At 37.5% G+C, this 21,046-nt stretch carries 16 protein-coding genes; 11 read left to right on the top strand and 5 right to left on the bottom strand.

The window, feature by feature from the left end; all coding sequences use genetic code 11:
• Positions 1-275: 275 nt before the first annotated feature.
• Positions 276-491, bottom strand: coding sequence for a hypothetical protein (locus A3H37_09430; GenBank protein OGL51563.1), 216 nt, complete (start codon positions 489-491; stop codon positions 276-278).
• A 143-nt stretch (positions 492-634) separates the two neighbouring features.
• Positions 635-2,563: an aconitate hydratase gene (locus A3H37_09425; protein OGL51562.1), complete on the bottom strand. Its 1,929-nt coding sequence runs from the start codon at positions 2,561-2,563 to the stop codon at positions 635-637.
• Positions 2,564-2,796: 233 nt separating this feature from the next.
• Here A3H37_09425 and A3H37_09420 point away from each other — a divergent pair, with 233 nt between their 5' ends.
• A complete protein-coding gene (locus A3H37_09420; GenBank protein ID OGL51561.1) occupies positions 2,797-4,338 on the top strand; it encodes a hypothetical protein in 1,542 nt (513 codons plus the stop codon).
• A 270-nt stretch (positions 4,339-4,608) separates the two neighbouring features.
• Here the strand turns inward: A3H37_09420 and A3H37_09415 are convergent, their stop codons facing one another.
• Together A3H37_09415 and A3H37_09410 are read right to left on the bottom strand one after the other, a co-directional pair.
• Positions 4,609-5,472, bottom strand: coding sequence for a 4-hydroxybenzoate octaprenyltransferase (locus A3H37_09415; protein ID OGL51560.1), 864 nt, complete (start codon positions 5,470-5,472; stop codon positions 4,609-4,611).
• Positions 5,469-6,182: a hypothetical protein gene (locus tag A3H37_09410; protein ID OGL51602.1), complete on the bottom strand. Its 714-nt coding sequence runs from the start codon at positions 6,180-6,182 to the stop codon at positions 5,469-5,471. Before A3H37_09410 ends, A3H37_09415 begins: the two co-directional genes overlap by 4 nt.
• Before the next feature lie 258 nt (positions 6,183-6,440).
• Between A3H37_09410 and A3H37_09405 the strand changes: the two genes are divergently transcribed.
• Both A3H37_09405 and A3H37_09400 read left to right on the top strand, forming a co-directional pair.
• Positions 6,441-7,634 (top strand): aspartate aminotransferase, encoded by a 1,194-nt coding sequence (locus tag A3H37_09405; GenBank protein OGL51559.1) that lies wholly within the window; start codon positions 6,441-6,443, stop codon positions 7,632-7,634.
• A 367-nt stretch (positions 7,635-8,001) separates the two neighbouring features.
• Positions 8,002-8,370, top strand: coding sequence for a hypothetical protein (locus A3H37_09400; protein OGL51558.1), 369 nt, complete (start codon positions 8,002-8,004; stop codon positions 8,368-8,370).
• A gap of 27 nt (positions 8,371-8,397) precedes the next feature.
• On the opposite strand, the gene A3H37_09395 is transcribed toward A3H37_09400, so the two are convergent.
• Positions 8,398-8,829, bottom strand: a complete 432-nt coding sequence (locus A3H37_09395; GenBank protein ID OGL51601.1) for a hypothetical protein — start codon at positions 8,827-8,829, stop codon at positions 8,398-8,400.
• Between the two features lie 124 nt (positions 8,830-8,953).
• On the opposite strand from A3H37_09395, the gene A3H37_09390 reads away from it, so the two are divergent.
• The 8 genes from A3H37_09390 to A3H37_09355 all read left to right on the top strand — a co-directional run bounded on the left by A3H37_09390 (position 8,954) and on the right by A3H37_09355 (position 20,775).
• Positions 8,954-9,955 carry a hypothetical protein gene (locus A3H37_09390; protein OGL51557.1) on the top strand — a complete coding sequence of 334 codons (1,002 nt, stop codon included), beginning with the start codon at positions 8,954-8,956 and terminating at the stop codon, positions 9,953-9,955.
• A gap of 1 nt (position 9,956) precedes the next feature.
• Complete coding sequence (locus A3H37_09385; GenBank protein OGL51556.1) at positions 9,957-10,544, top strand: hypothetical protein; 588 nt, start codon at positions 9,957-9,959, stop codon at positions 10,542-10,544.
• Positions 10,545-10,577: 33 nt separating this feature from the next.
• Positions 10,578-11,504: a sugar kinase gene (locus A3H37_09380; protein ID OGL51555.1), complete on the top strand. Its 927-nt coding sequence runs from the start codon at positions 10,578-10,580 to the stop codon at positions 11,502-11,504.
• Positions 11,505-11,554: 50 nt separating this feature from the next.
• Complete coding sequence (locus tag A3H37_09375) at positions 11,555-12,295, top strand: 16S rRNA (cytidine(1402)-2'-O)-methyltransferase (protein ID OGL51554.1); 741 nt, start codon at positions 11,555-11,557, stop codon at positions 12,293-12,295.
• A gap of 664 nt (positions 12,296-12,959) precedes the next feature.
• A complete protein-coding gene (locus tag A3H37_09370; GenBank protein OGL51553.1) occupies positions 12,960-13,436 on the top strand; it encodes a hypothetical protein in 477 nt (158 codons plus the stop codon).
• A gap of 30 nt (positions 13,437-13,466) precedes the next feature.
• Positions 13,467-17,357 carry a magnesium chelatase subunit H gene (locus A3H37_09365; protein ID OGL51552.1) on the top strand — a complete coding sequence of 1,297 codons (3,891 nt, stop codon included), beginning with the start codon at positions 13,467-13,469 and terminating at the stop codon, positions 17,355-17,357.
• A gap of 146 nt (positions 17,358-17,503) precedes the next feature.
• Positions 17,504-18,580, top strand: a complete 1,077-nt coding sequence (locus A3H37_09360; protein OGL51551.1) for a magnesium chelatase — start codon at positions 17,504-17,506, stop codon at positions 18,578-18,580.
• A 206-nt stretch (positions 18,581-18,786) separates the two neighbouring features.
• Positions 18,787-20,775, top strand: coding sequence for a hypothetical protein (locus A3H37_09355; GenBank protein OGL51600.1), 1,989 nt, complete (start codon positions 18,787-18,789; stop codon positions 20,773-20,775).
• Positions 20,776-21,046: the final 271 nt, after the last annotated feature.

Genomic DNA, 21,046 nt, shown 5'->3' with positions numbered 1-21,046 from the left:
TCCTTTTCTTTTGATATTGATATATTGAATAGAAATCTATTTCAATAAAATTTCTAAAATTTATAGCAGGTTTTTTAATCGTTTGTTAAGAAAAAAAAAGTAGTGAAGACAGATTCCGATATTTTTTATAGAGTGGTATCAGAAAATGGGATAAGCAAATTAAGAAAAATTAGGACTTTTTAAATACAAAAACAGTTCTTAACAAGACGACTTTGCAGCTAAAACCGGAAAATGACAGGTTTATGAAAATAACTCGATTCGAGAACTTGGATTAATTAATTCTTGCCTTTTTTTTCAGGTTTTTTCCTGTGCCAGGCACCAATGTCTTTTCCTGCTTTTTTAACAAGCCATTCTTCCAAAACTTCTTCCATGACTCTCCAGTTTCTTCCAACTCTTACAGCAGGTATTTTTCCTTCTTTGGCATACCTGTAAGCAGTATGTGGATTGATTTTTAATATTTTTGCTGCCTCCCTGATTGTTAATATCTTCATTTTTTTCACCCTTTTAAAAAAGTTTTTTTTCTCTGTTGTCTTATAAAAGAAAACTTAGTTTTTTTATATTATTTGCTTGCATTTTTATATATTAAATACTGAAATATTTATCAAGTGGAATTTTGTTTTTTTCTAAATAAATTTCAGATTGAATTTCTTTTAGTATAATTTAATAAGCCTCCTGCCAGAATTATTTCTTTCTGCCGTTTGGTTAAGTCATAAGAGGCTTTGAATTCGCTTCCTTTGGAAATATTTATTATTGTCAGCTTATTGTTTTCTTTAAGTAATTTGTGGACATCTTTTATCTCAAGCCTGTTACCCTGCTCAAGACGGTTGTAATCATCAGGGTTTGAGAAGGTCAGAGGAAGAATTCCGAAGTTAATCAGGTTTGCCCTGTGTATCCTTGCAAAGGATTTTGTAAGCACAAATTTTATTCCAAGATACATTGGCGCAAGCGCAGCGTGTTCACGGCTTGACCCCTGTCCATAGTTTTCGCCGCCTATTATAAAACCTCCGTGTTCTGCTTTTGCCCTTTTGGGAAATTCAGGGTCTACCACTTCAAATACATACTCTGAAATTCGTGGTATGTTGGAGCGCAGCGGCAGAATCTTGGCTCCGGCAGGCATTATGTGGTCTGTTGTGATATTGTCACCGACTTTTAATAATACTTTTCCTTCAAGTGTGTACGGAAGAGGTTCTTTTACTGGAAGTGGTGCAATATTCGGTCCTCTTATTATTTCAACCTTATCAGGATTTTTTGACGGAGGAATTACCATGTTGTCGTCTATGAGAAATTTGTCAGGGGATTTTATCTTCGGATATTTTCCAAGTTTTTTTGGGTCAGTTATTACTCCCTTTATTGCTGCCGCGACTGCTACTTCAGGACTTGCGAGATAGATGAGTCCATCTTTTGTTCCTGACCTGCCTTCAAAGTTTCTGTTAAAGGTTCTAATGGAGGCTCCTTTGCTACAGGGTGATTGCCCCATCCCGATGCATGGACCGCAGGCGGATTCAAGAATCCTTGCGCCTGATGCTATTATATCAGCAAGGGCTCCGTTTTTGGCTATCATCTGAAAAACCTGTTTTGACCCGGGTGAGATTCCAAGGCTTACATCGGGGTGTACTTTTTTGCCTTTTAAGGCGGATGCCACAAGCATCAAATCCCTGTAGGATGAATTTGTACAACTTCCAATCAATATCTGGTTTACCTTTTCTCCTTGGATTTCCTTAACCTTGCAGACATTATCAGGGCTGTGAGGCTTTGCTATCATTGGCTCAAGTTTATCAAGGTCAATGGTAATAACTTCATAGTAAGTCGCCCCTTTGTCAGAGGAAAACTCTTTCCATATCTTCTCTCTTTTCTGGGCTTTCAGAAATTTCCTTGTCTGCTCATCGCTCGGGAATATTGATGTTGTTGCTCCAAGCTCTGCTCCCATGTTTGTAATGGTAGCCCTTTCAGGGACTGTCAGCGACTTGACTCCCTCTCCTCCATATTCAATAATTTTTTCTACTCCGCCTTTTACAGTCAGCCTTCTTAAAAGTTCAAGGATTATGTCTTTTCCTGAAACCCAGGGTTTTAAAGCGCCTTTTAACTCCACAAGAACAACTTTAGGATTTGTCAGATAGAATGGTCCGCCGCCCATTGCAACAGCAACATCAAGTCCTCCTGCACCTATTGCTATCATTCCCAAGCCCCCGCCTGTTGGCGTGTGGCTGTCAGAACCAAGGAGTGTTTGTCCTGGAACTCCGAACCGTTCTAAATGAACCTGATGGCAGATTCCGTTTCCGGGTCTTGAAAAATATATCCCGTACTTTGCTGCCACGCTCTGAAGATAGCGGTGGTCATCAGCATTTTCAAAACCTGTCTGAAGGGTGTTGTGGTCAACATAGCTTACCGAAAGCTTTGTCTTGACCCTCGGGATTCCCATTGCCTCAAACTGAAGATAAGCCATTGTCCCTGTTGCATCCTGAGTAAGGGTCTGGTCTATTTTAATTGCTATTTCTGTTCCTGCTTTTAACTCCCCTGAAACCAAATGCGCTTTCAATATCTTCTGCGTTAAATTCAGTGCCACTTTTCAACTCCTCCTACAAAAACTTAACAATTTTGCTCTTTCATGCTTAAATATATTAATAAAGTCAAGGGTAAATCCTAATATCTATTTTATGGGAATACATAAATTGAAAAAAAATGTCTATAAAAAATTTAAAATGAGAGAAGAAGTATTCAATTGACAGTTTCCCAGTATGATATTATATTAACTATATAATTTTGTGCATTAAAAACTGTCATTATTTGGGATAAAAGATGGCAATAAAATCCATTCATCTACATCCTTCTTCACCTAGAAAATTTTTTTTTATAATAATATTTTTCTTCTTTCTTCTAACGTCTTCTTCTTTTGCAGGCCACCCCCTTTCTCTTGATGCTGATATAGAAAAATCACCTGAGCAAATAAGTTTAAAAACTCCTGCTCTGAGCAGCAAGGTATATAACACCCCATATAATAATTCTCAGATTGAAATTAAAAAAATTTATGGTGTAAGCTGTAAAAAATACTTTTGCTTTCCAGCAAAGGTAATAACCATTAAGGGGAACTATATTTTCACAGATATTGATATAAAAAGGTTGGCTAAACCTGGCAAGATTATTGATAGTTATTCTAATTATAATATTAAAAGGATAACAACCCTCAAAATTAAAGGAAATATAGCCTATGCGTATGCAGAAACAGAAAATGAAAATGGTGGCAATTCTGTTTCTATTGCAAATACAAATACTGATACAAAAATTCTGACTGGAAAAACAAGTAATTTTCATAAAGGATTATGGGTTTTTGATATATCTAAATTGCCAAAAATTACTCATATTAAATTCTGGAATACTACAGATATTTCACAAGATTTTGAGATATATGGTGATTATATTTTTTCCTACTTTTTCAGCCCCGGATATAAAGATGACCCTTCTCAGCTTAGAATCACAAGATTTGATATAAAGAATCCATACGATATATTTTTAGATTCAACCTATCATACATATGGTATTCGTTCCTTGCGTTTGATAAATGGAAATTACCTTTATCTAATTGATATCAATAGCTGGATTGATAACTCTGACCCATTTTCTTCATCATTAATTATAATAGATATAGCAGACTCAAATAATATTAAACAAATAGCAAGCTATAGGATAAAGGATTTTATAATAGGTCTTGCTCCATATAACCTTATTTATCCTTTTGTTTCTGATAAATATTTTTATATCCCCTTTGCTTATAATTCAGATTTTAATCCTGGTAAATCTGGTTTAGCTATTTTTGATATTTCGAACCCATTAAATCTTCAACTGATAAAAGAATATATACTTGAAGAAATTTTAGGAATAAATGAAGTATTATCTTATGACAAATTATTCATAAGAAATGATTATGCTTATTTAATATCGAAAAATTCCAAGCTTATTATTTTAGATTTAAAAAATCCCTCTGAAATTTATATAACTGATTCCCACGATTTGCTGGATATAGATGGAAATTTTAGTTTTTTATCAAATGATAAATATAATAAATATGTGTTTATTCTAAATGAAATTAAGAAAGGGATTAAGAATGAATTTAAATTATATGTGTTTGATATAAGCGAACCATCAAATATTAAGTTAATGAATGATTTTTACTTTTCCTGGCCATTAAAGGTTAAACCCTCATCTGTAGCGATAAGATATATGCTTTCAGATTTCATAGATAACTATTTAATTGTTGAAGGGGGGTCTCATTCTATTATTAACGATCCACTCGGGACCGTTTTTGAAATCTTTAAGTTAACAGGTCTTCAAGTAGGATCTTGAGGTTATATCCTTTAATGCGAAATTAGATGGGAAGAAGGCAATTTTGACATGGCAGACAAGCCCCGAAATACGGGATAAAGGGATTTTACATCACAAGAGAAGAGAAAGATGACAGTGGAAAGATAAAATTCAAAAAGAGTATTGCTTCAAGAGGAAGAGATTCAGAAGGGTAAATTTTATACCTATAAGCTTTTTTCTAAAGATTAAAGATGATAATGATCATTTTTTAAAGAGTATAACTCTTTCCTCAACTCCAGCCAATTAAAAAATTTACTTTCCAAACAAACAATCTACAATGGTAAAAAACATCAAAGTTAAGCTTACAATACCATTCATATTGAAGAAGGCTTTGTTGATTTTTGAGAGGTCATTTTCTTTAATTAAGAGGTGTTCATAGATAAGGAAAAAAGAAGAGAGAATAACTCCAAGGAGATAGATTTTTCCAAGAAAAGAAAAAAAGATGACGGAAAAGAGTATCAGGACAGTCAGGATATGAAGGGATTTTGAAAGGGTGAGTGAATTTTTAACACCGATTTTTTTTGGTATGGAATAAAGTCCATAGGTTCTGTCAAAGTCAAGGTCTTGAAGTGAATATAGTATGTCAAACCCTGCTGTCCAGAGCATTACTGCAAGGGCAAGCTCTGCTGATACAATGGAAATCTCTTCTCTAATTGCAACCCATGCGCCAACAGGGGCAATGCTCAGAGAGAGTCCTAAAAAAAGGTGAGATAGCGAGGTAAAACGTTTGGTGTAGGAATAGAAAGAAATAATAAGAAGAGCTAATGGTGAAAGAATAAAGGCTAACCTGTTAAGACTGTAGGCTGCAAACTCAAAAATCAGGATTGAAAATATCCCGAATACCCACATTTTCTGCTTGCTCAACAGCCCTGAAGGGATTGCCCTGTTTTTTGTTCGCGGATTTACAGCATCAAGCCCTGAATCAGCAACCCTGTTAAATGCCATTGCCCAGCTTCTTGCTCCAATCATTGCAATTATTATCCAGAAGATTTTCTCTTTCTGAGGAATCCCTTCTGAGGCTATGAAGGCGCTCATTACCGCAAAGGGAAGGGCAAAGACAGTATGCTCAATTTTTATGTCTGTAAAAAAAGTTTTAATTTCTTTCAAAAAGCTCATTTTCTTCCAATATGGATAGTCACTATTCCAAAAGTTAAATTTTCATAACCTACATTTTTAAACCCGGCAAGTTCCATTTCTTTTTTCATCTCTTCCTGTGTAAGGAATGCTGTTACTGAATCCCTGAGGTAAGAGTAGGCTTTCTTATCTCCTGAGATTATTCTTCCCAATGAAGGAAGAATGTTTCTGAAATAAAAAAGATATAGGGAAAAAAGGAGAGAGTTTTTGGGGCGGTAGAATTCAAGTATGACAGCTTTCCCGCCATTTCTTATAACCCTTCGCATCTCAATCAGAGCATTTCTTAGGTTCTGAATGTTCCTTATCCCGAAAGCAGAGGTAATGGCATCAAAGGAGTTGTCTTTGAAGGGCAGATGCAGTGTGTCAGCGCAGAGAGGTATAAGCTTTGAGTTTTGAGTTTTGAGTTCTGAGGTCTGACTGCTGATAGCTGAAAGCTGATTGCTTTCTGATATTTTCTTTTTCCCAATCTCTATCATCTCCTTACAGAAATCAGTTCCAACTACCATACCATTAAAACCATTGTATGATGAGACAGCTATTGATAAGTCAAGAGTACCGGCGCATACATCAAGAACTCTGCTTGAGCCATCAGACAGAATGGATTTTGCAGTATTTTCTCTCCATTTCCTGTCAAACCCAAGGCTTAAAAGATGGTTTAAGAAGTCATACCTTGAGGATATAGAGGAAAACATCTTTCTTATGAACTCTTTATTCTTTTCCAAAACTTAGCTCCAGGTCAGTGTCATTGCGAGCGAAGCGAAGCAATCTCCCTTCCTAATCTTTTAGCCGAAAGTTTGAAAATGAGATTGCTTCGTCGCTATCGCTTCTCGCAATGACGTTTGTGAAATAGTTTAAAAACCTTCCAAAAATTCATTGACTAAAAATTCTCTTTTTCTTATTATCATTTCCGTTTCAAAAAGTAAGTATTTTTTATTTTAAGGAGTGTGGAAATGAAGCTTACAAAGAGAGCGATGAGTATTAAGCCTTCACCAACATTGGCTATTACAGCAAAGGCTAACAAAATGAAGGCAGAAGGGATTGATGTGGTAGGATTTGGTGCTGGAGAACCTGATTTTGATACTCCAGAGAATATTAAAGAAGCTGGAATAAAAGCCATAAAATCAGGATTTACAAAATATACGCCATCTGCAGGAATAGATGACCTGAGGGATGCGGTCGTAGAGAAGTTTAAAAAGGATAATAATTTAAAATATGAGAGGAGCCAGGTTGTAATCTGTGCCGGAGCAAAGGATGTTCTTTATAATATAGCTCAGGTTTTGTTTGAAGGGGGAGACGAGGTTATAATCCCTGCCCCTTACTGGGTCTCCTATCCTGACCAGGTAATTCTTGCAGGCGGAACTCCTGTAATTGTTCCAACAAAAGAAGAAAATGGCTTCAGAATGACAGGTGATGACTTCAAAAAGCATATTACTTCAAAAACAAAAGCAGTTGTAATTAATAGCCCATCAAATCCAACCGGAGGAAGTTATGAGGCAAAGCATCTTGAGGAAATTGCAGAGATCGCACTAAAAAGCAATCTTATTATAATTTCTGATGAAATCTATGAAAGAATGGTTTATGATGGATTCAAACATGTAAGCATTGCCTCTTTGTCAGATAAGATAAAAGAAAACACACTTGTAGTGAATGGTGTTTCAAAAACATATTCAATGACCGGATGGAGAATTGGCTATGTTGCAGGGAATAAGGATGTGATTTCTGCAATTGTAAACATACAAAGCCAGAGCACATCAAATCCAACCTCAATTTCACAGAAGGCAAGCGTTGAAGCTCTTCGCGGAGACCAGAAAGCGGTTGAAGAAATGGTTAAGGCTTTTGATGAGAGAAGAAAATATATTGTAAAGAGATTAAACTCAATAAAGGGGGTATCCTGTTTTAACCCTCAGGGGGCTTTCTATGCCTTCCCTAATTTCTCAAAACTTTATGGTAAAAAATTGAATGACAGAACAATTAATTCCTCATCAGACCTTTCTGAACTTCTCTTGACAGAAGTAAAAGTAGCTGTAGTTCCAGGAGTTGCATTTGGAGATGATGCCTATATCAGGCTTTCTTATGCTACCTCAATGGATAACATTAAAAAAGGGCTGGACAGAATAGAAGAGTTTGTAGGAAAGCTGTCTTAGAAGAGCAGGTTTGAAAACTTAGAAAACTAACTACCACCGCGACAGATAGAAGTTGTCCTACAATTGTCATTACGAGGAGCAACCTGCCGGCAGGCAGGAGCGACGAAGTAATCTCGAATTATAAAGCTGATAGCTTTCAGCTAAAAGACGAGATTGCCACGCTCCCAAAATTTATCCTGAGCATGTCGAAGGGGTCGCTCGCCTGCCTACCGCAGGCAGGCAATGACAAAATAGGTTTGTCATATAGACTGGAGAATTCAAGGTGTCTAAACAAAAGGTATCTATTTATTAATACCTTGACTTTTGATGGTAAGCTTTGGTTAATATATTAGTTTTTCAACTGTTTTAAATCTAAATATTGGCATAAATGGAAGAAAAAAAATCTGTTCTAATTGTTGAGGATGATGACCTCTACAGAGATTTCCTGATCAAGTATTTTACCAAGCGATCTTTTGAAGTTACAGCAGTTCAAAACGGGCTTGAAGGTTTCAATGAGGTTGAGAAAAAAGAATTTGATTTGGTACTGACTGATATAAGGATGCCAGTAATGGATGGCATCGAGTTTTTGAAAAAATTAAAAGATAATAACAAAACCCCTAAAGTTGTTGTTTTAACAGCATATGGTGAAATGAATTCGTATGTAAAAGTGCTAAACTTGGGTGCATTTGATTACCTTCATAAGCCGGTTGACATCAATGAGCTTTCTGCAGTGGTTGATAAAATATTAGGGCTCTGAGTTTAGTGTAATTTAGAGATCTCCGCTTTATTTTTCAGAGGATAAAGAAAGGTTTGCCTCCATTAGCTGATGAGATTTACCTAAATAAATTTTTTCTCTGCCAGTTTTTTTCCATCCAAGTCTTAAAAAAAAATTCACATTTGCCTCCTGAACCCATGCAAGAAATTTCTTTGCAGCTTTGCTTTTAGCTGTTTGAACTGCTTTTTTAACAAGAAGCTTTGCAGTATCTCCTCTTCTTGCTTTTTTCAAAACTGCGAGCCTTCCGCCAAACCATACCCCATCCTTTATTTCAAATACTCTCACTGTTCCAACTATTTCACCATTATATTCAGCGCAAATGTGAATGGCGTTTTTGTCAAATTTGTCTCTGTCAGAGTTTTTAAAAAGCTTCTGTTCTCTGACAAAGACTTCTCTGCGTATCCTGTAGCATTCGGAAATCTCTTCTATGTTTTCAGAAATGTGGCAAAAAACTTTTTTCATAAACAATATTTTATATAACAGACATAAAAAAGACCATAGTTTTTAATTGACAAGGGAGGTTCTTAAATTATACTCACAACAATATTGGAGGTTTGGAAAAATAATGAGAAAAGAGAGAGTTCTAACTTCAATCATATTAATCCTCTGCATTTTATCTGTAATTATTGGCGCTTTGCTTCTCAGAAAAGGAGTTAATGAAAAGGATAATGAGGAGAATAGCAGCGGTTTCTTTAGCAGAATGCCATCCAAAGAAGGAATTGCTGTGGTTGATATTTACGGTGAGATTTCCTTCCAGCCAACCTCTATCCCTTTTGGAGTAAGATTTAGAGGAGCTGATGCTGTTGTTGACAGAATAAGAACCTGCGCCAAAAACCCAAGAGTTAAAGCAATCATACTCAGGATTAACAGTCCTGGCGGGACTGTTGGTGCAACCCAGGAGATATATGATGAGGTTAAAAAGGCGAGAAAAAAAGGGATAAAGGTAGTTGCATCCTTTGGTGACATAGCTGCTTCAGGGGCATATTATATTGCCTGCGGAGCTGATAAAATAGTTGCCAACCGTGGAACAATTACAGGAAGCGTAGGGGTTTATATAGGTTCTTTAAACATTAAGGATTTTATGGATAAGTATGGTATTAAATACAATATAGTTAAAAGCGGACAATACAAGGATATACTTTCTGTCTGGAAAGAGTTATCAAAAGAAGAAAAAGAGATTCTTCAGGATACTGTTGATAATGTCTATTCCCAGTTTTTGGGTGCAGTTTCAGAAGGAAGACATATTAGTCCGGAAGAGGTAAAGAGGTTTGCTGATGGAAGAATCTTCAGCGGAGAACAGGCGAAAAAGATTAAATTTGTCGATGAGCTTGGTGGTTTTGAAGATGCAAAATTGATTGCCGGAAAGCTTGCAGGGATAAAAGGAGAACCTTTGATTATTAAGGAACCAGTCAAGCCTCTTGAACAGATTTTCGAACTTTTATCCAATATGGCAAATCTCAAAACAAACCCTTTTCAGATTGAACAGGAATCTCCTGTCAAATACCAGTACCTTCCCCAATTTGCTTATATAAATGATTTAGAAAGAATGTTTTCTCCTGTCAGGTAAGATGGTAAGAGACACTACAAATACAGACATGGTTTATTACATCATTGCCTCACCAAAAGAAGGAGTTGAGGCTGTAAGGGAGAAAAATTTCTTTTTCCTGTCCTTATTCATAGCAGCTTTATCTTTAACGAGCAGTTTCATTGGAAGCAGTATTGGTGTGTCATCAGAAATTTTCACTGCAAGTCTTGCTGCAGGAATTTTTGTAAGGTTTTTTCTTTTATATTTATTCCTGTTTCCAATCTCTTTGCTCTATAATTTCATTGCTGAAATTTTCGGGCGTAAGGAGAAAGTGACCAGAGTTTTAACCCTTTTGGGATTTTCATTTGTTCCGTGGATATTTAAGACGCCTCTTTCATTAATCTGTAATGGTTTTAACCTTGAAAGTTTATATGCTTTTTCTGGATTGATATTAGTGTTCTGGATTATTGGGTTGCAGGTTTTTCTCATAAAGAGAATTTATGAATTTTCTCTGTTCCGCACCTTGGCAGTTTATTTATTTCCTCTTCTTTTCATGATTCTTATGACTTTATTATTTGCTCTGATAATCTTAATCTTTTTAGCCTTCAATACAGTGAGGATTTTCATTTAACTGATAACTTATAGCTTAATTTAAGGAGAACTTATGAGTATTGTCGTTGTTGGTTCTGTTGCTCTGGATTCAGTTAAAACACCATTTGGTGAAGTGCAGGAGGTTTTGGGAGGCTCAGCAACATATTTCTCTGTTTCAGCGTCTTTTTTCACTGATGTAAAACTTGTTGCTGTTGTTGGCGAAGATTTTCCTGAGACTCACATAAAGTTGCTTGAATCCAGGTCAATAGATTTATCAGGGCTTCAGAAAAGACCCGGAAAAACTTTCAGGTGGAAAGGGAAATACGGATATGACTTAAACGAGGCTATTACCCTTGATACAAAGCTTAACGTATTTGAAAACTTCACCCCTGTTATTCCTGATAGTTACAGAAATGCAGAATATGTTTTTCTTGCAAATATTGACCCCGACCTCCAATCAAAGGTATTAAAATCAGTTGAAAAGCCCAAACTTATTGCGCTTGATACAATGAACTTCTGGATTGAAGGCAAGCCAAATGAATTAAAAAAGGCAATGGCAAACATTGACATTCTGATTATAAATGATGGTGAAACAAGAGAGTTCGCAAAGGAGCCAAATATAGTCAGGGCTGCACAGAAGATTCTTAAATACGGTCCCAAAATGATTATTGTGAAGAGAGGAGAATATGGTGCAATGATGTTTTCAGACAACTCAGTTTTTGCAACACCGGCATACCCTCTTCATACAATAAATGACCCCACAGGAGCAGGTGATACCTTTGCCGGTGGTTTTATGGGTTACATAGCTTCCATAGACAGGTTTGATGAACCTGCAATAAGACAGGGGATAATTTTTGGGAGTGTAATGGCATCCTTTGCAGTTGAGGATTTCAGCCTGAACCGTCTGATGAGACTTGAAAAAGATGAAATAAGGAAAAGGTTTAAAGAGTTTAAAAAACTTTCTCATTTTGATGACTTCCATGAGACATTTGGAATTTAGGTTATGATTATATTTAATCTGTTTATTGTTTATTGGTTGAAATGCAAGTGATGGAAAATAATAAAATGAATGGAGGGAAGGGCAGCCTTTTCATTGTCAGCACTCCAATAGGAAATCTTGAAGATATAACTCTAAGAGCAATACGAATTTTAAAAGAAGCAGATATTATCGCAGCAGAAGATACAAGACGGACAAGGATTCTTCTAAACCACTACCAAATTAAAAACCCCCTGATTAGCTATTTTGAACACAATAAAATATACAAAGGGAAGTTAATTGTAAAAGAGCTTTTGAATGGGAAAAATGTTGCTCTTGTTTCAGATGCAGGAACCCCCGGGATTTCAGACCCGGGATATCTTTTGATAAAGCAGTCTCTCGAGCAGGGTATTAATATAGTTCCTGTCTGCGGGGTTTCTGCCTTAAATGCAGCCCTGTCTGTATCAGGACTTCCAACAAGCAGATTTTATTTTTCAGGATTTCTACCGGTAAAAAGGAACAAAAAAAAAACTTATCTTGAAAAATTCAAGGAGAGCGAAGAGACAATAATCATATTCGAATCTCCCTATCGATTGATAAAGACACTGGAGGATATCAAAGAAGTGATGGGAGACAGGAAGGTCGCTATATGCAGGGAACTTACAAAAATGTATGAAGAGATTTTCAGAGGACAAATTTCAGATGGAATCAAGGAGTTTTTAAAAAGAAAACAGATTAAAGGAGAATTTACTCTTGTAGTAGGAGGAGTAAACTCCATTACAGAAGAACCTCTCCGGTCTGCAACATATTTTTAGGCTAGTTCTTTATTTTCCTTCTTCTGTTTTCCAGAATTAAATTGTCTATAATGGACCCACAGTTTACACATCGCCAACCCTCAAAGCTGTAATACATATCAAAAAATTTCTGAATTACCATAACTCCACTACATCTTGGACATCTCATAAAAGATCTCCTTATTAAAGAAGAGGGTTAAATGAAAATTTAATAAAATCTTGTATAACTTAGATTTATATAAATAGCAAAAGATGTGCCATCTTTTTAACAAGAGGAATAACTCTTTGTATTTTAATTATAATTATATTTTCTACTATAATAGTTAGTTGTTTATAGTTTAATTTTTTACAGAAAAAAAAGTTGAAATAAAATTTCTTTCCATAAACTATATTATAAATCAATATGTTAAATATATAATATGTGCCAATAGATTGACATCAATATTGTCATATAATTGGCATAATATTTAAAATAATACAATATATCATATAGTTAAGTTGTATTTAAAAATTAATAAATTTTGCTGTCATATCTTAATGTTTATGTGATTGTAAAAACTAAATTATTTTAAAAAAAAATTTTAAAATCTACTTGACAAGAATTTAATTAGGTATATAATATTTAGTAAACTAATTATTATAAAACTAATTATTCAAAATCTAATTACTTTGTGGAGATAAAAAAATGGGTGATTCAAATAAAGCCTTTGCGACAATACAGCAAATTGACAAATTAGAAAGCCAGATATCAAAAGTCAGGGAGTTTTTTGTTGAGTTTACCAATCGTGTAATAAGCATTGACAAGGAAAAGCTAAAGTTTGATTTCAACCTTTCACAGCTTAAAGCCTTATCAGCCTTTAAAGAAGATAAAGACTACACCATGGGAGAGTTGAGCAGAAATATTCAGGTAGCAATGCCGAGTATGACCGAGATGATAGATGGTTTAGAAGAGGTTGGTATAGTGGAAAGATGGAGAGACCCTGATGATAGAAGGGTTGTGCGGGTTAAATTGACAGAAAAGGGTAAGAAGATGCGAAAGGAATTTATGGAACGAAGAAGGGAAGAGCTTGAAAATATCTTCAGCAAACTTAGCAGTGAGGATTGGGATGAGCTCATAAAGAATCTTGAGAAGGCAAGCCAGATACTTAAAAAAATTGGATAGGTTATAAGTTAATTTCTTGAGGAGGAAAGTATGCATATTACTGCCATAGTTGGTGATTATACCTTCAGCAAATCATTCTCAGATGCATCAGATAAATTAAAAGAGATGTTCAAGGGGGAAGTGGAACTTACTTATCAGTTCTGTCTGAGACATCAGCCGTTTTCCAAAAAACAGCTGGATCAGATGGAGGAGAATGTTTCAAAGGCAGATGTAATAATTGTTAATATGGTTTTTGATGATGTTGTTCTTGCCATTCTTGAGAAGTACCACAATAAGGAGAAATCATTCATTGTTCTTGCCTCGGTTCCAAGGGGAATCAAGCTTACAAAACTCGGAAAATTCAAACTTGGTGAGCTTGTTGATGCTGTTGCAGAATCAAAAATAATGAAGGTGTTGTCAGTTCTGAAAGGGCTTATGGTAAGCAGCAAAAGCCCAATGGAAGTGAGAAAACTTCTTGAGATATCTGATGTGTTTTTAAAGGTATTGAGGTTTGGAAAATGGAAGGATGCCGGCAACTATGTCAGGTTGTGGAAATATTTTTACAAGGGTGGAAGAGAAAACATTATAAATATGCTCTACTTTATAATGGCAGAATATTATGGCTACAAAGTCAGCTATAAAGACCCTGTAGAAGTTCCGCCAACAGCTATCTACCATCCAAAAGCCCAGGACTTTTTTCTCTCGCTTGATGAATACCTGAAATGGTATGATAAAACAAACCTTGTAAAAAACAATGGATGGAAAAAAAGACCCCTTATCGGGATACTTTTTTATCTGCAGCGCTACCAGAGTGAAGACATAAAAGACCTGAACATGGTTATTGAAAAGTTAGAGGAAAAGGGAGTTAGAGTCGTTACAGTGCTCTCAGAAGGCTCTGAAAATGTTCGCAATATCAAAAGGCATTTCATTAATGAGAAGGGGCCAACTGTTGACGCCATCATAAGCTTCCTTTTCTTCCGCATAGAGGGAGGTCCGCTTGGAGGGGACTATGAGGGTTTTGTGAATCTCTGCAAGAAGATGAATATTCCATTCATACACTATCTGTGCATGGGGTATACAACCATTGATGAATGGAAGGAAAAGCCAGAGGGAATGGCTCCGCTTGAGACCACAATAACAGTAATTCTTCCTGAGCTTGATGGCTTGATTGAGGGATTGCTGGTTGCAGGACACAGGGATATATCAACAGGGAAAAACATAGTAAGAATAATGGAACCGATTGAGGACAGGGTTGATAAGGCTGTAGCAAGGACAGTTAACTGGATTAAGCTGAGACATAAGCAGAACAAGGATAAAAAGGTTGCAATAGTTCTTTTCAACTACCCTCCGGGAAAAGATAATCTGGGCAGTGCAGGAAACCTTGATACATTTGAAAGTATTATAAGGCTTTTGGATAAAATGAAAGATGATGGATATGTTGTTTCGGGCTATCCAAGAACAAGGCATGAATTTATCAGGCTTGTTACAAAGAAAAATATAATTAACCAGAGCAACTGGACAGCGCTACAAAAGGTAAAGGAAAATTCTTTCAAGGTGTCGCTTGATGATTATAAAAAATGGTTTGAAAATGTGCCAAAGTCCTGTCAGGATGAGATGATAGGAGCTTGGGGTGATCCTCCGGGGAAAATAATGTGTGATGATAAAAACATATTCGTTCCCGGAATCGCTTTTGGAAATGTATTTGTAGGTTTCCAGCCACCCCGCGGATATTTTGAAGACCCTTCAAAGACATACCATGACCAGGCAATTGTTCCGCACCATCAGTACCTTGCTTTTTACAGATGGATTGAAGATACTTTCAGGGCTGATGCCATACTGCATTTTGGAACTCACGGAACACTTGAGTTTCTTCCCGGAAAGCATGTTGCAATGTCCAAGACCTGTTATCCTGACATTCTTATAGGAAATCTTCCAAATCTGTATTTTTATACCTGCAGCAATCCATCTGAATCCTCAATAGCGAAAAGGAGAATATATGCCACGACGGTAGATTATATGACTCCACCAATGATAATCTCTGACCTTTACGGAAAATATGCAGAGCTTGAAATGGATATCCATAATTTTTTCCAACAGAAGGAGCAGAGTCCTGCGCAGGCTAAGAAAATAAAAGAGGGGATACTTGATAAGGCAAAGGAAGCAAACATGGTTGATGTAGAGGCTGCGGATGTTGATATCAATAAGCTCTATGATTCCCTTAATGAGATGAAAGGGAGCATGATGACCAAGGGAGTTCATGTGCTTGGAGACTCTCTGAATGGAGAAGAGTTAATAAATTATGTTCTTGGAGTCGTGAGGTTTGACAGGGGCGATATGGTGTCGCTTCACAAGATGATTGCTGCTTCAAGAGGGATAGACTGGGATGAAGCCCGCACAACTCCGTCAAAAATAACTAAAGGCGGCAAACTGATGGGAGCGGTTTTAGATGAAATAGATAAGGATGCAAGAAGTATTCTTTCTCTGGTGATTCAAAATAATTCTCCTGTCAAAAAGCTTATAAAAAAGAATGTTAAGTTTAAACTCAAGACAGAGCATGCGGAAGAATTTGAGAAAACTCTGGAGTTTGCCAAGACCTTTGCAAAGAGTTTATCTTCCAATAAAGAGGGTGAAGCCCTTATAGAGGCAATGAAGGGTTCATATATTCCTCCGGGACTTGGCGGAGACCCAATCAGGAGCCCAAGTGTTGTTCCAACCGGAAGGAATATATATCAGTTCAATCCTGACCTCATACCAACACCACTTGCATGTGAGAGGGGAGAGGCAATAGCTGATCAGGTTATTGAAAACTATAAGGCAGAAAATGACAATAATTTGCCTGAAACTGTTGCTGTCATCCTGTGGGGATTTGAAACAATGAAAACGCAGGGTGAAACAGTGGCTGAGATTTTCAGGCTCCTTGGTGTGAAGCCAAGGTGGTCGGGGGTTGGTGGTTTTGTCGGAGTCTCTCCAATTCCTCTCAAGGAACTCGGCAGACCAAGAGTAGATGTTGTTGTTGAGATATGCGGTATATTCAGGGATACCTTTCCCCTGCTTTTAAGAATGATTGACCGGGCATTTAAAATTGTTGCCTCTCTTGATGAGCCATCTGGGCAGAATTTTATGAGGAAGCACTCGCTTGAAATCCAGAAAGTTCTTGAAGGCAAGGGAGTGCCAAAAGAACAGGCAGAAAGCCTTGCACAGGCAAGAATTTTCGGTCCCTCTTCATCCAATTATGGAACTGATGTAACACAGATAATTGAAACCTCTGAATGGGAGGATGAAAGCCAGATAGCAGATTTGCACATATCAAAAATGGCTCATATCTATGGTGACAAATTCCACGCCTTCTCAAGTGTTGATACATTCAAAGAGGTGCTTGATAAAGTAGATGTTGTTGCTCAGGTAAGAAGCAGTGAGGAATACGGTATGGCAGATTTGGACCATTACTATGAATTTCTTGGAGGTCTTTCAAAGTCTGTTGAGACTGTGAGGAAGAAGAATCCTGGAAGAGGCAAAACCATGCCTACAATTCTTGTTGCGGACAGCACAAGAGATAAAATTAAGACTAAAAGCATAAGGTCAACCCTTGATTATGAAGCAAAAACAAAACTTTTGAATCCTGAATGGATAAAAGGCCAGATTGACAGCGGTTACAAAGGAATAAGAAATATTGGCCAGAGGGTTGAACACTTACTTGGGTGGTCTGTTACTGCGGGTTCTGTTGATAACTGGGTATGGAGCGGTGTGGCTGAAAAGTATATGTTTGATGATGAAGTAAGAAAGAAGATGATGCAGGAAAATATCTGGGCTGTAGAACATTCCCTTAACCGCCTGATGGAGGCTTATAACAGAGGGAAATGGGAGGCATCTCCTGAGGAACTGGAAAAATTAAAGCAGATATATCTTGAGATTGAATCCCAGATTGAAGAGCAGGAGGAATAGAGGGGAAACCCCTCACCCTGTCCCTCTCCCGCAAGGGGAGAGGGTAGTGAGCAGTGATATTCCTTTACTTCCCCTCCCTTGACAGGAGGGGATTAAGGGGAGGGTGAAAAGAGATTTTAGAAGAGAAATTAGGAGGTTTGAAGATAATGGGAAGTAATAGTTCTAAAGAACGCTTTAAACGGATTCTATACCCTTTTGTAGCCATAGTTGGACAGGAGGGGATGAAGCTTGCTCTGCTTCTTAATGCCATTAATCCTCAGGTCGGAGGAGTTCTTGTAAGAGGAGAAAAAGGGACAGGAAAATCTACTGCTGTCAGAGCCCTTGCTGAGGTTCTTCCAGAGATTGAAGTGATAAAGGGATGCCCTTTTAACTGCAATCCAAAAAGGACTTCGGAGATGTGCCCGTATTGCATGGAGAAGGTTGAAAGAGGCGAGTGGAACGGCGGCAAGGTTCCAACGGAGAAGCGGAAGATGAAGGTCGTTGACCTTCCTCTTGGCTCAACAGAAGACAGGCTTCTTGGAAGCCTTGATATCGAGAAAGCCATAAAAAGCGGAAAAAAAGAGCTTGAGCCGGGAATACTGGCTGATGTTAACCGCGGGATTCTCTATGTTGATGAAATAAATCTTCTTGATGACCATGTTGTGGATATGCTTCTTGATACAGCAACCTCCGGAGTAAATGTTGTTGAAAGAGAGGGAATTTCATTTTCCCATCCGTCAAGGTTTATCCTTGTTGGAACAATGAATCCAGAAGAGGGGGAACTCAGACCTCAGCTTCTTGACAGGATTGCCCTTCATATAGATGTAGAGGGTTTAAAGAGTGTTAATGAGAGGGTGAAGATAACCATTCTCAGGAATGAGTTTGAGAAAGACCCGATGGCGTTCAGCAAAAAATTTGAAAAGCAGAGCGAGGAGTTAAGAAAAAAAATAATAACTACTCAGAAGCTTATGGAAAAAGTTAAGACAGATGAAAGCCTTTTAAGAATTATCTGCAATATCTGCAATGAGCTGGAAGTTGAAGGGCACAGGCCTGATGCAATGATTGTCAAGACAGTCAAAACCCTTGCTGCATTCAGAGGAAAGAAAAGGATTACAAGGGATGATGTTAAAGAGGCTGTAAAACTGATACTTCCATTCAGAACAAGGAAGACTATGTTTAAAAGCGATGAAAAGACAGTGGATATTTTTGAAGATATTGTTAACAGGACATATGCAGAGGTATGATTTAAATTATCTATAGGTAAATTTCAAATTTCAAATGAATGTCAAATTTAAAAATTACTTATTTTTTTTATTTTGATATTTGAGATTTATTTGACATTTGGATTTTGAACTTTGGATTTTAAACTCAGAGAAGGTTGTCTGTGGAAAAAATACAACGCGTAGAAAGGATTCTGTATCCCTTTGCAGCCCTTGTAGGGCAGGAGAGTATGAAATTGGCGCTTATTCTTAATGCCATTAATACACAGGTTGGCGGTGTTCTGATAAGGGGAGAAAAGGGAACAGGGAAGTCAACAGCAGTCAGAGCCCTTGCTGAGATTCTTCCAAAGGTAGATGTGGTAAGGGGGTGTCCGTTTAGCTGTAATCCTCATATTTTTACTGAACTGTGCCCTTACTGCAAGGAAAGGGTTCTGGAAAAGGCTTCCGGAAGGGGAAGAAGAATTGAAGCGGAAAAGAGAAGGATTAAAGTTGTTGATCTTCCTCTTGGCTCAACTGAAGACAGGCTTCTCGGAAGCCTTGACCTTGAGAAAGCTGTGAAGTTAGGGAAAAAAGAACTTGAGCCGGGAATACTTGCAGAAGTCAATCAGGGAATACTCTACGTTGATGAAATTAATCTTCTGGATGACCATGTGATTGATGTGATTCTTGATGCATCTACTTCAGGTGTCAATGTTGTTGAGAGAGAAGGAATTTCGTTCTCTCATCCGTCAAGGTTTATTCTTGTGGGAACAATGAATCCCGAGGAAGGGGAGCTCAGGCCTCAGCTTCTTGACAGGATTGCACTCCACATTGATGTAAAGGGAATTGATGATGTGGATGAGCGTGTCAAAATTGTATCTTTAAGGAATGAATTTGAAGCAAACCCTGTTGCTTTCAGCGAGAAGTTTGAGAGTGAAAGCAGGAGGCTTGCAAAAAAGATTGAAAAAGCCCAGAAGATTTTAAGGGAGATAAATATATCAGACAATATCCTGATACTTATTTGCAAGATGTGCAAGGAGCTTGATATTGAAGGGCACAGGCCTGATACGATGGTTGCCAAAACAGCTGCCACACTTGCAGCATACAACGGAAGAACAGAGCTTACAAAGGATGACATAAAAAGAGCAGGGGAGTTGATATTCCCATTCAGGATGAGGGCAAATCCTTTTGGAAATGATGCTGCATCAGATGACATAATTGACCAGCTTGTGGATGAACTCAGCAAGGATATGGATGATTTTTTTCCGCCGGAAAATGAGGACAAGCCTGACCTTGAACCAACAGAGGAACAGAAAGAAAAAGTTGAAGGAAAGATTCACAGAATCGGGACACCTGTCCAGATACCAAAGGATATGACAAAAAGAAAGGCTGACCGCAAAATGCGTTCAGGCTCCGGGAAAAGAATAAAATCTATCTCTGTTGGAAGGAAGGGAAGATATATAAAGCACAATATTCCCAAGGGAACTATCACTGATATAGCATTTGATGCGACTGTCAGGGCTTCAGCACCCCATCAGAAAACCAGAAGAGAAAAGGCAGAAACAAACCACGCAATAATCATACACAGTGAAGACATAAGGGGCAAAGTGAGGCAGAGCAAGGTTTCCTCTCTTATTGTTATGGTTGTTGATGCAAGCGGTACAATGGGAGCGCTTGACAGGATGGAGTGCGCAAAGGGAACGGTATTTTCGCTTCTCATGGATGCCTACCAGAGCAGAGACAGAATTGCGATGATTGCTTTCAGGGGGAATGATGCGCAGGTAATCCTTCCTCCGACAAACGGAGTTGAGCTTGCAAAAAAGCTTTTGACTGATTTGCCAACAGGCGGGAAAACACCCCTTGCCCTCGGGCTTATGAAGGCTCTTAACCTTATAAAGAATGAGAGAAAAAAAGATGAAACAATCATTCCAATCATGGTTCTTTTAACAGACGGCAGGGCTAACATTTCAATAATTCCGGGTGCTGACCCAATGGAGGAAATAGAAAAACTGGCAGAGATGATAAATGTTGAAGGTATCTATTCAATAGTTATTGATACAGAGGTTACAAAGAATATGAGGTTTCTGAATTTTTCCTTTGAATTTGCAAAAGACATTGCGGAGAAGATGGGGGCAAAGTATTTCAGGATTGACCAGTTAGACCAGCAGAGTCTGGGGACATTGATAACAATGGAGAAGAATTTTGTCTTGGATAAAATAAGCCATCAGGCTGCCGTGTGAATATAATTTAGGATTTTATGAAATTAGCAAGGTTAATGAAAAATTTTGTTTTTGATGGTGTCATTGCGAGCCCATGAGCTTACCGAATGGGCGTGGCAATCTCATTGAAAAGCTGACAGCTGTCAGCTAACAGCTAAAAGATGAGATTGCTTCGTCGCTTTGCTCCTCGCAATGACATAGTCGGGAATTTTTAATAAATTTCTATGTACAAGAAATTTGGAGGAGAAGTAATGTCAAAGAAAGCCTTAGCTTTAGAAAAACATGAAACTGA

The organism is Candidatus Schekmanbacteria bacterium RIFCSPLOWO2_02_FULL_38_14, from assembly GCA_001790855.1.
GTDB lineage: Bacteria > Schekmanbacteria > GWA2-38-11 > GWA2-38-11 > GWA2-38-11 > 2-02-FULL-38-14-A.
Note: the sequence above shows the minus strand (reverse complement) of the source record. Positions and strands in the feature narration are given on the sequence as shown.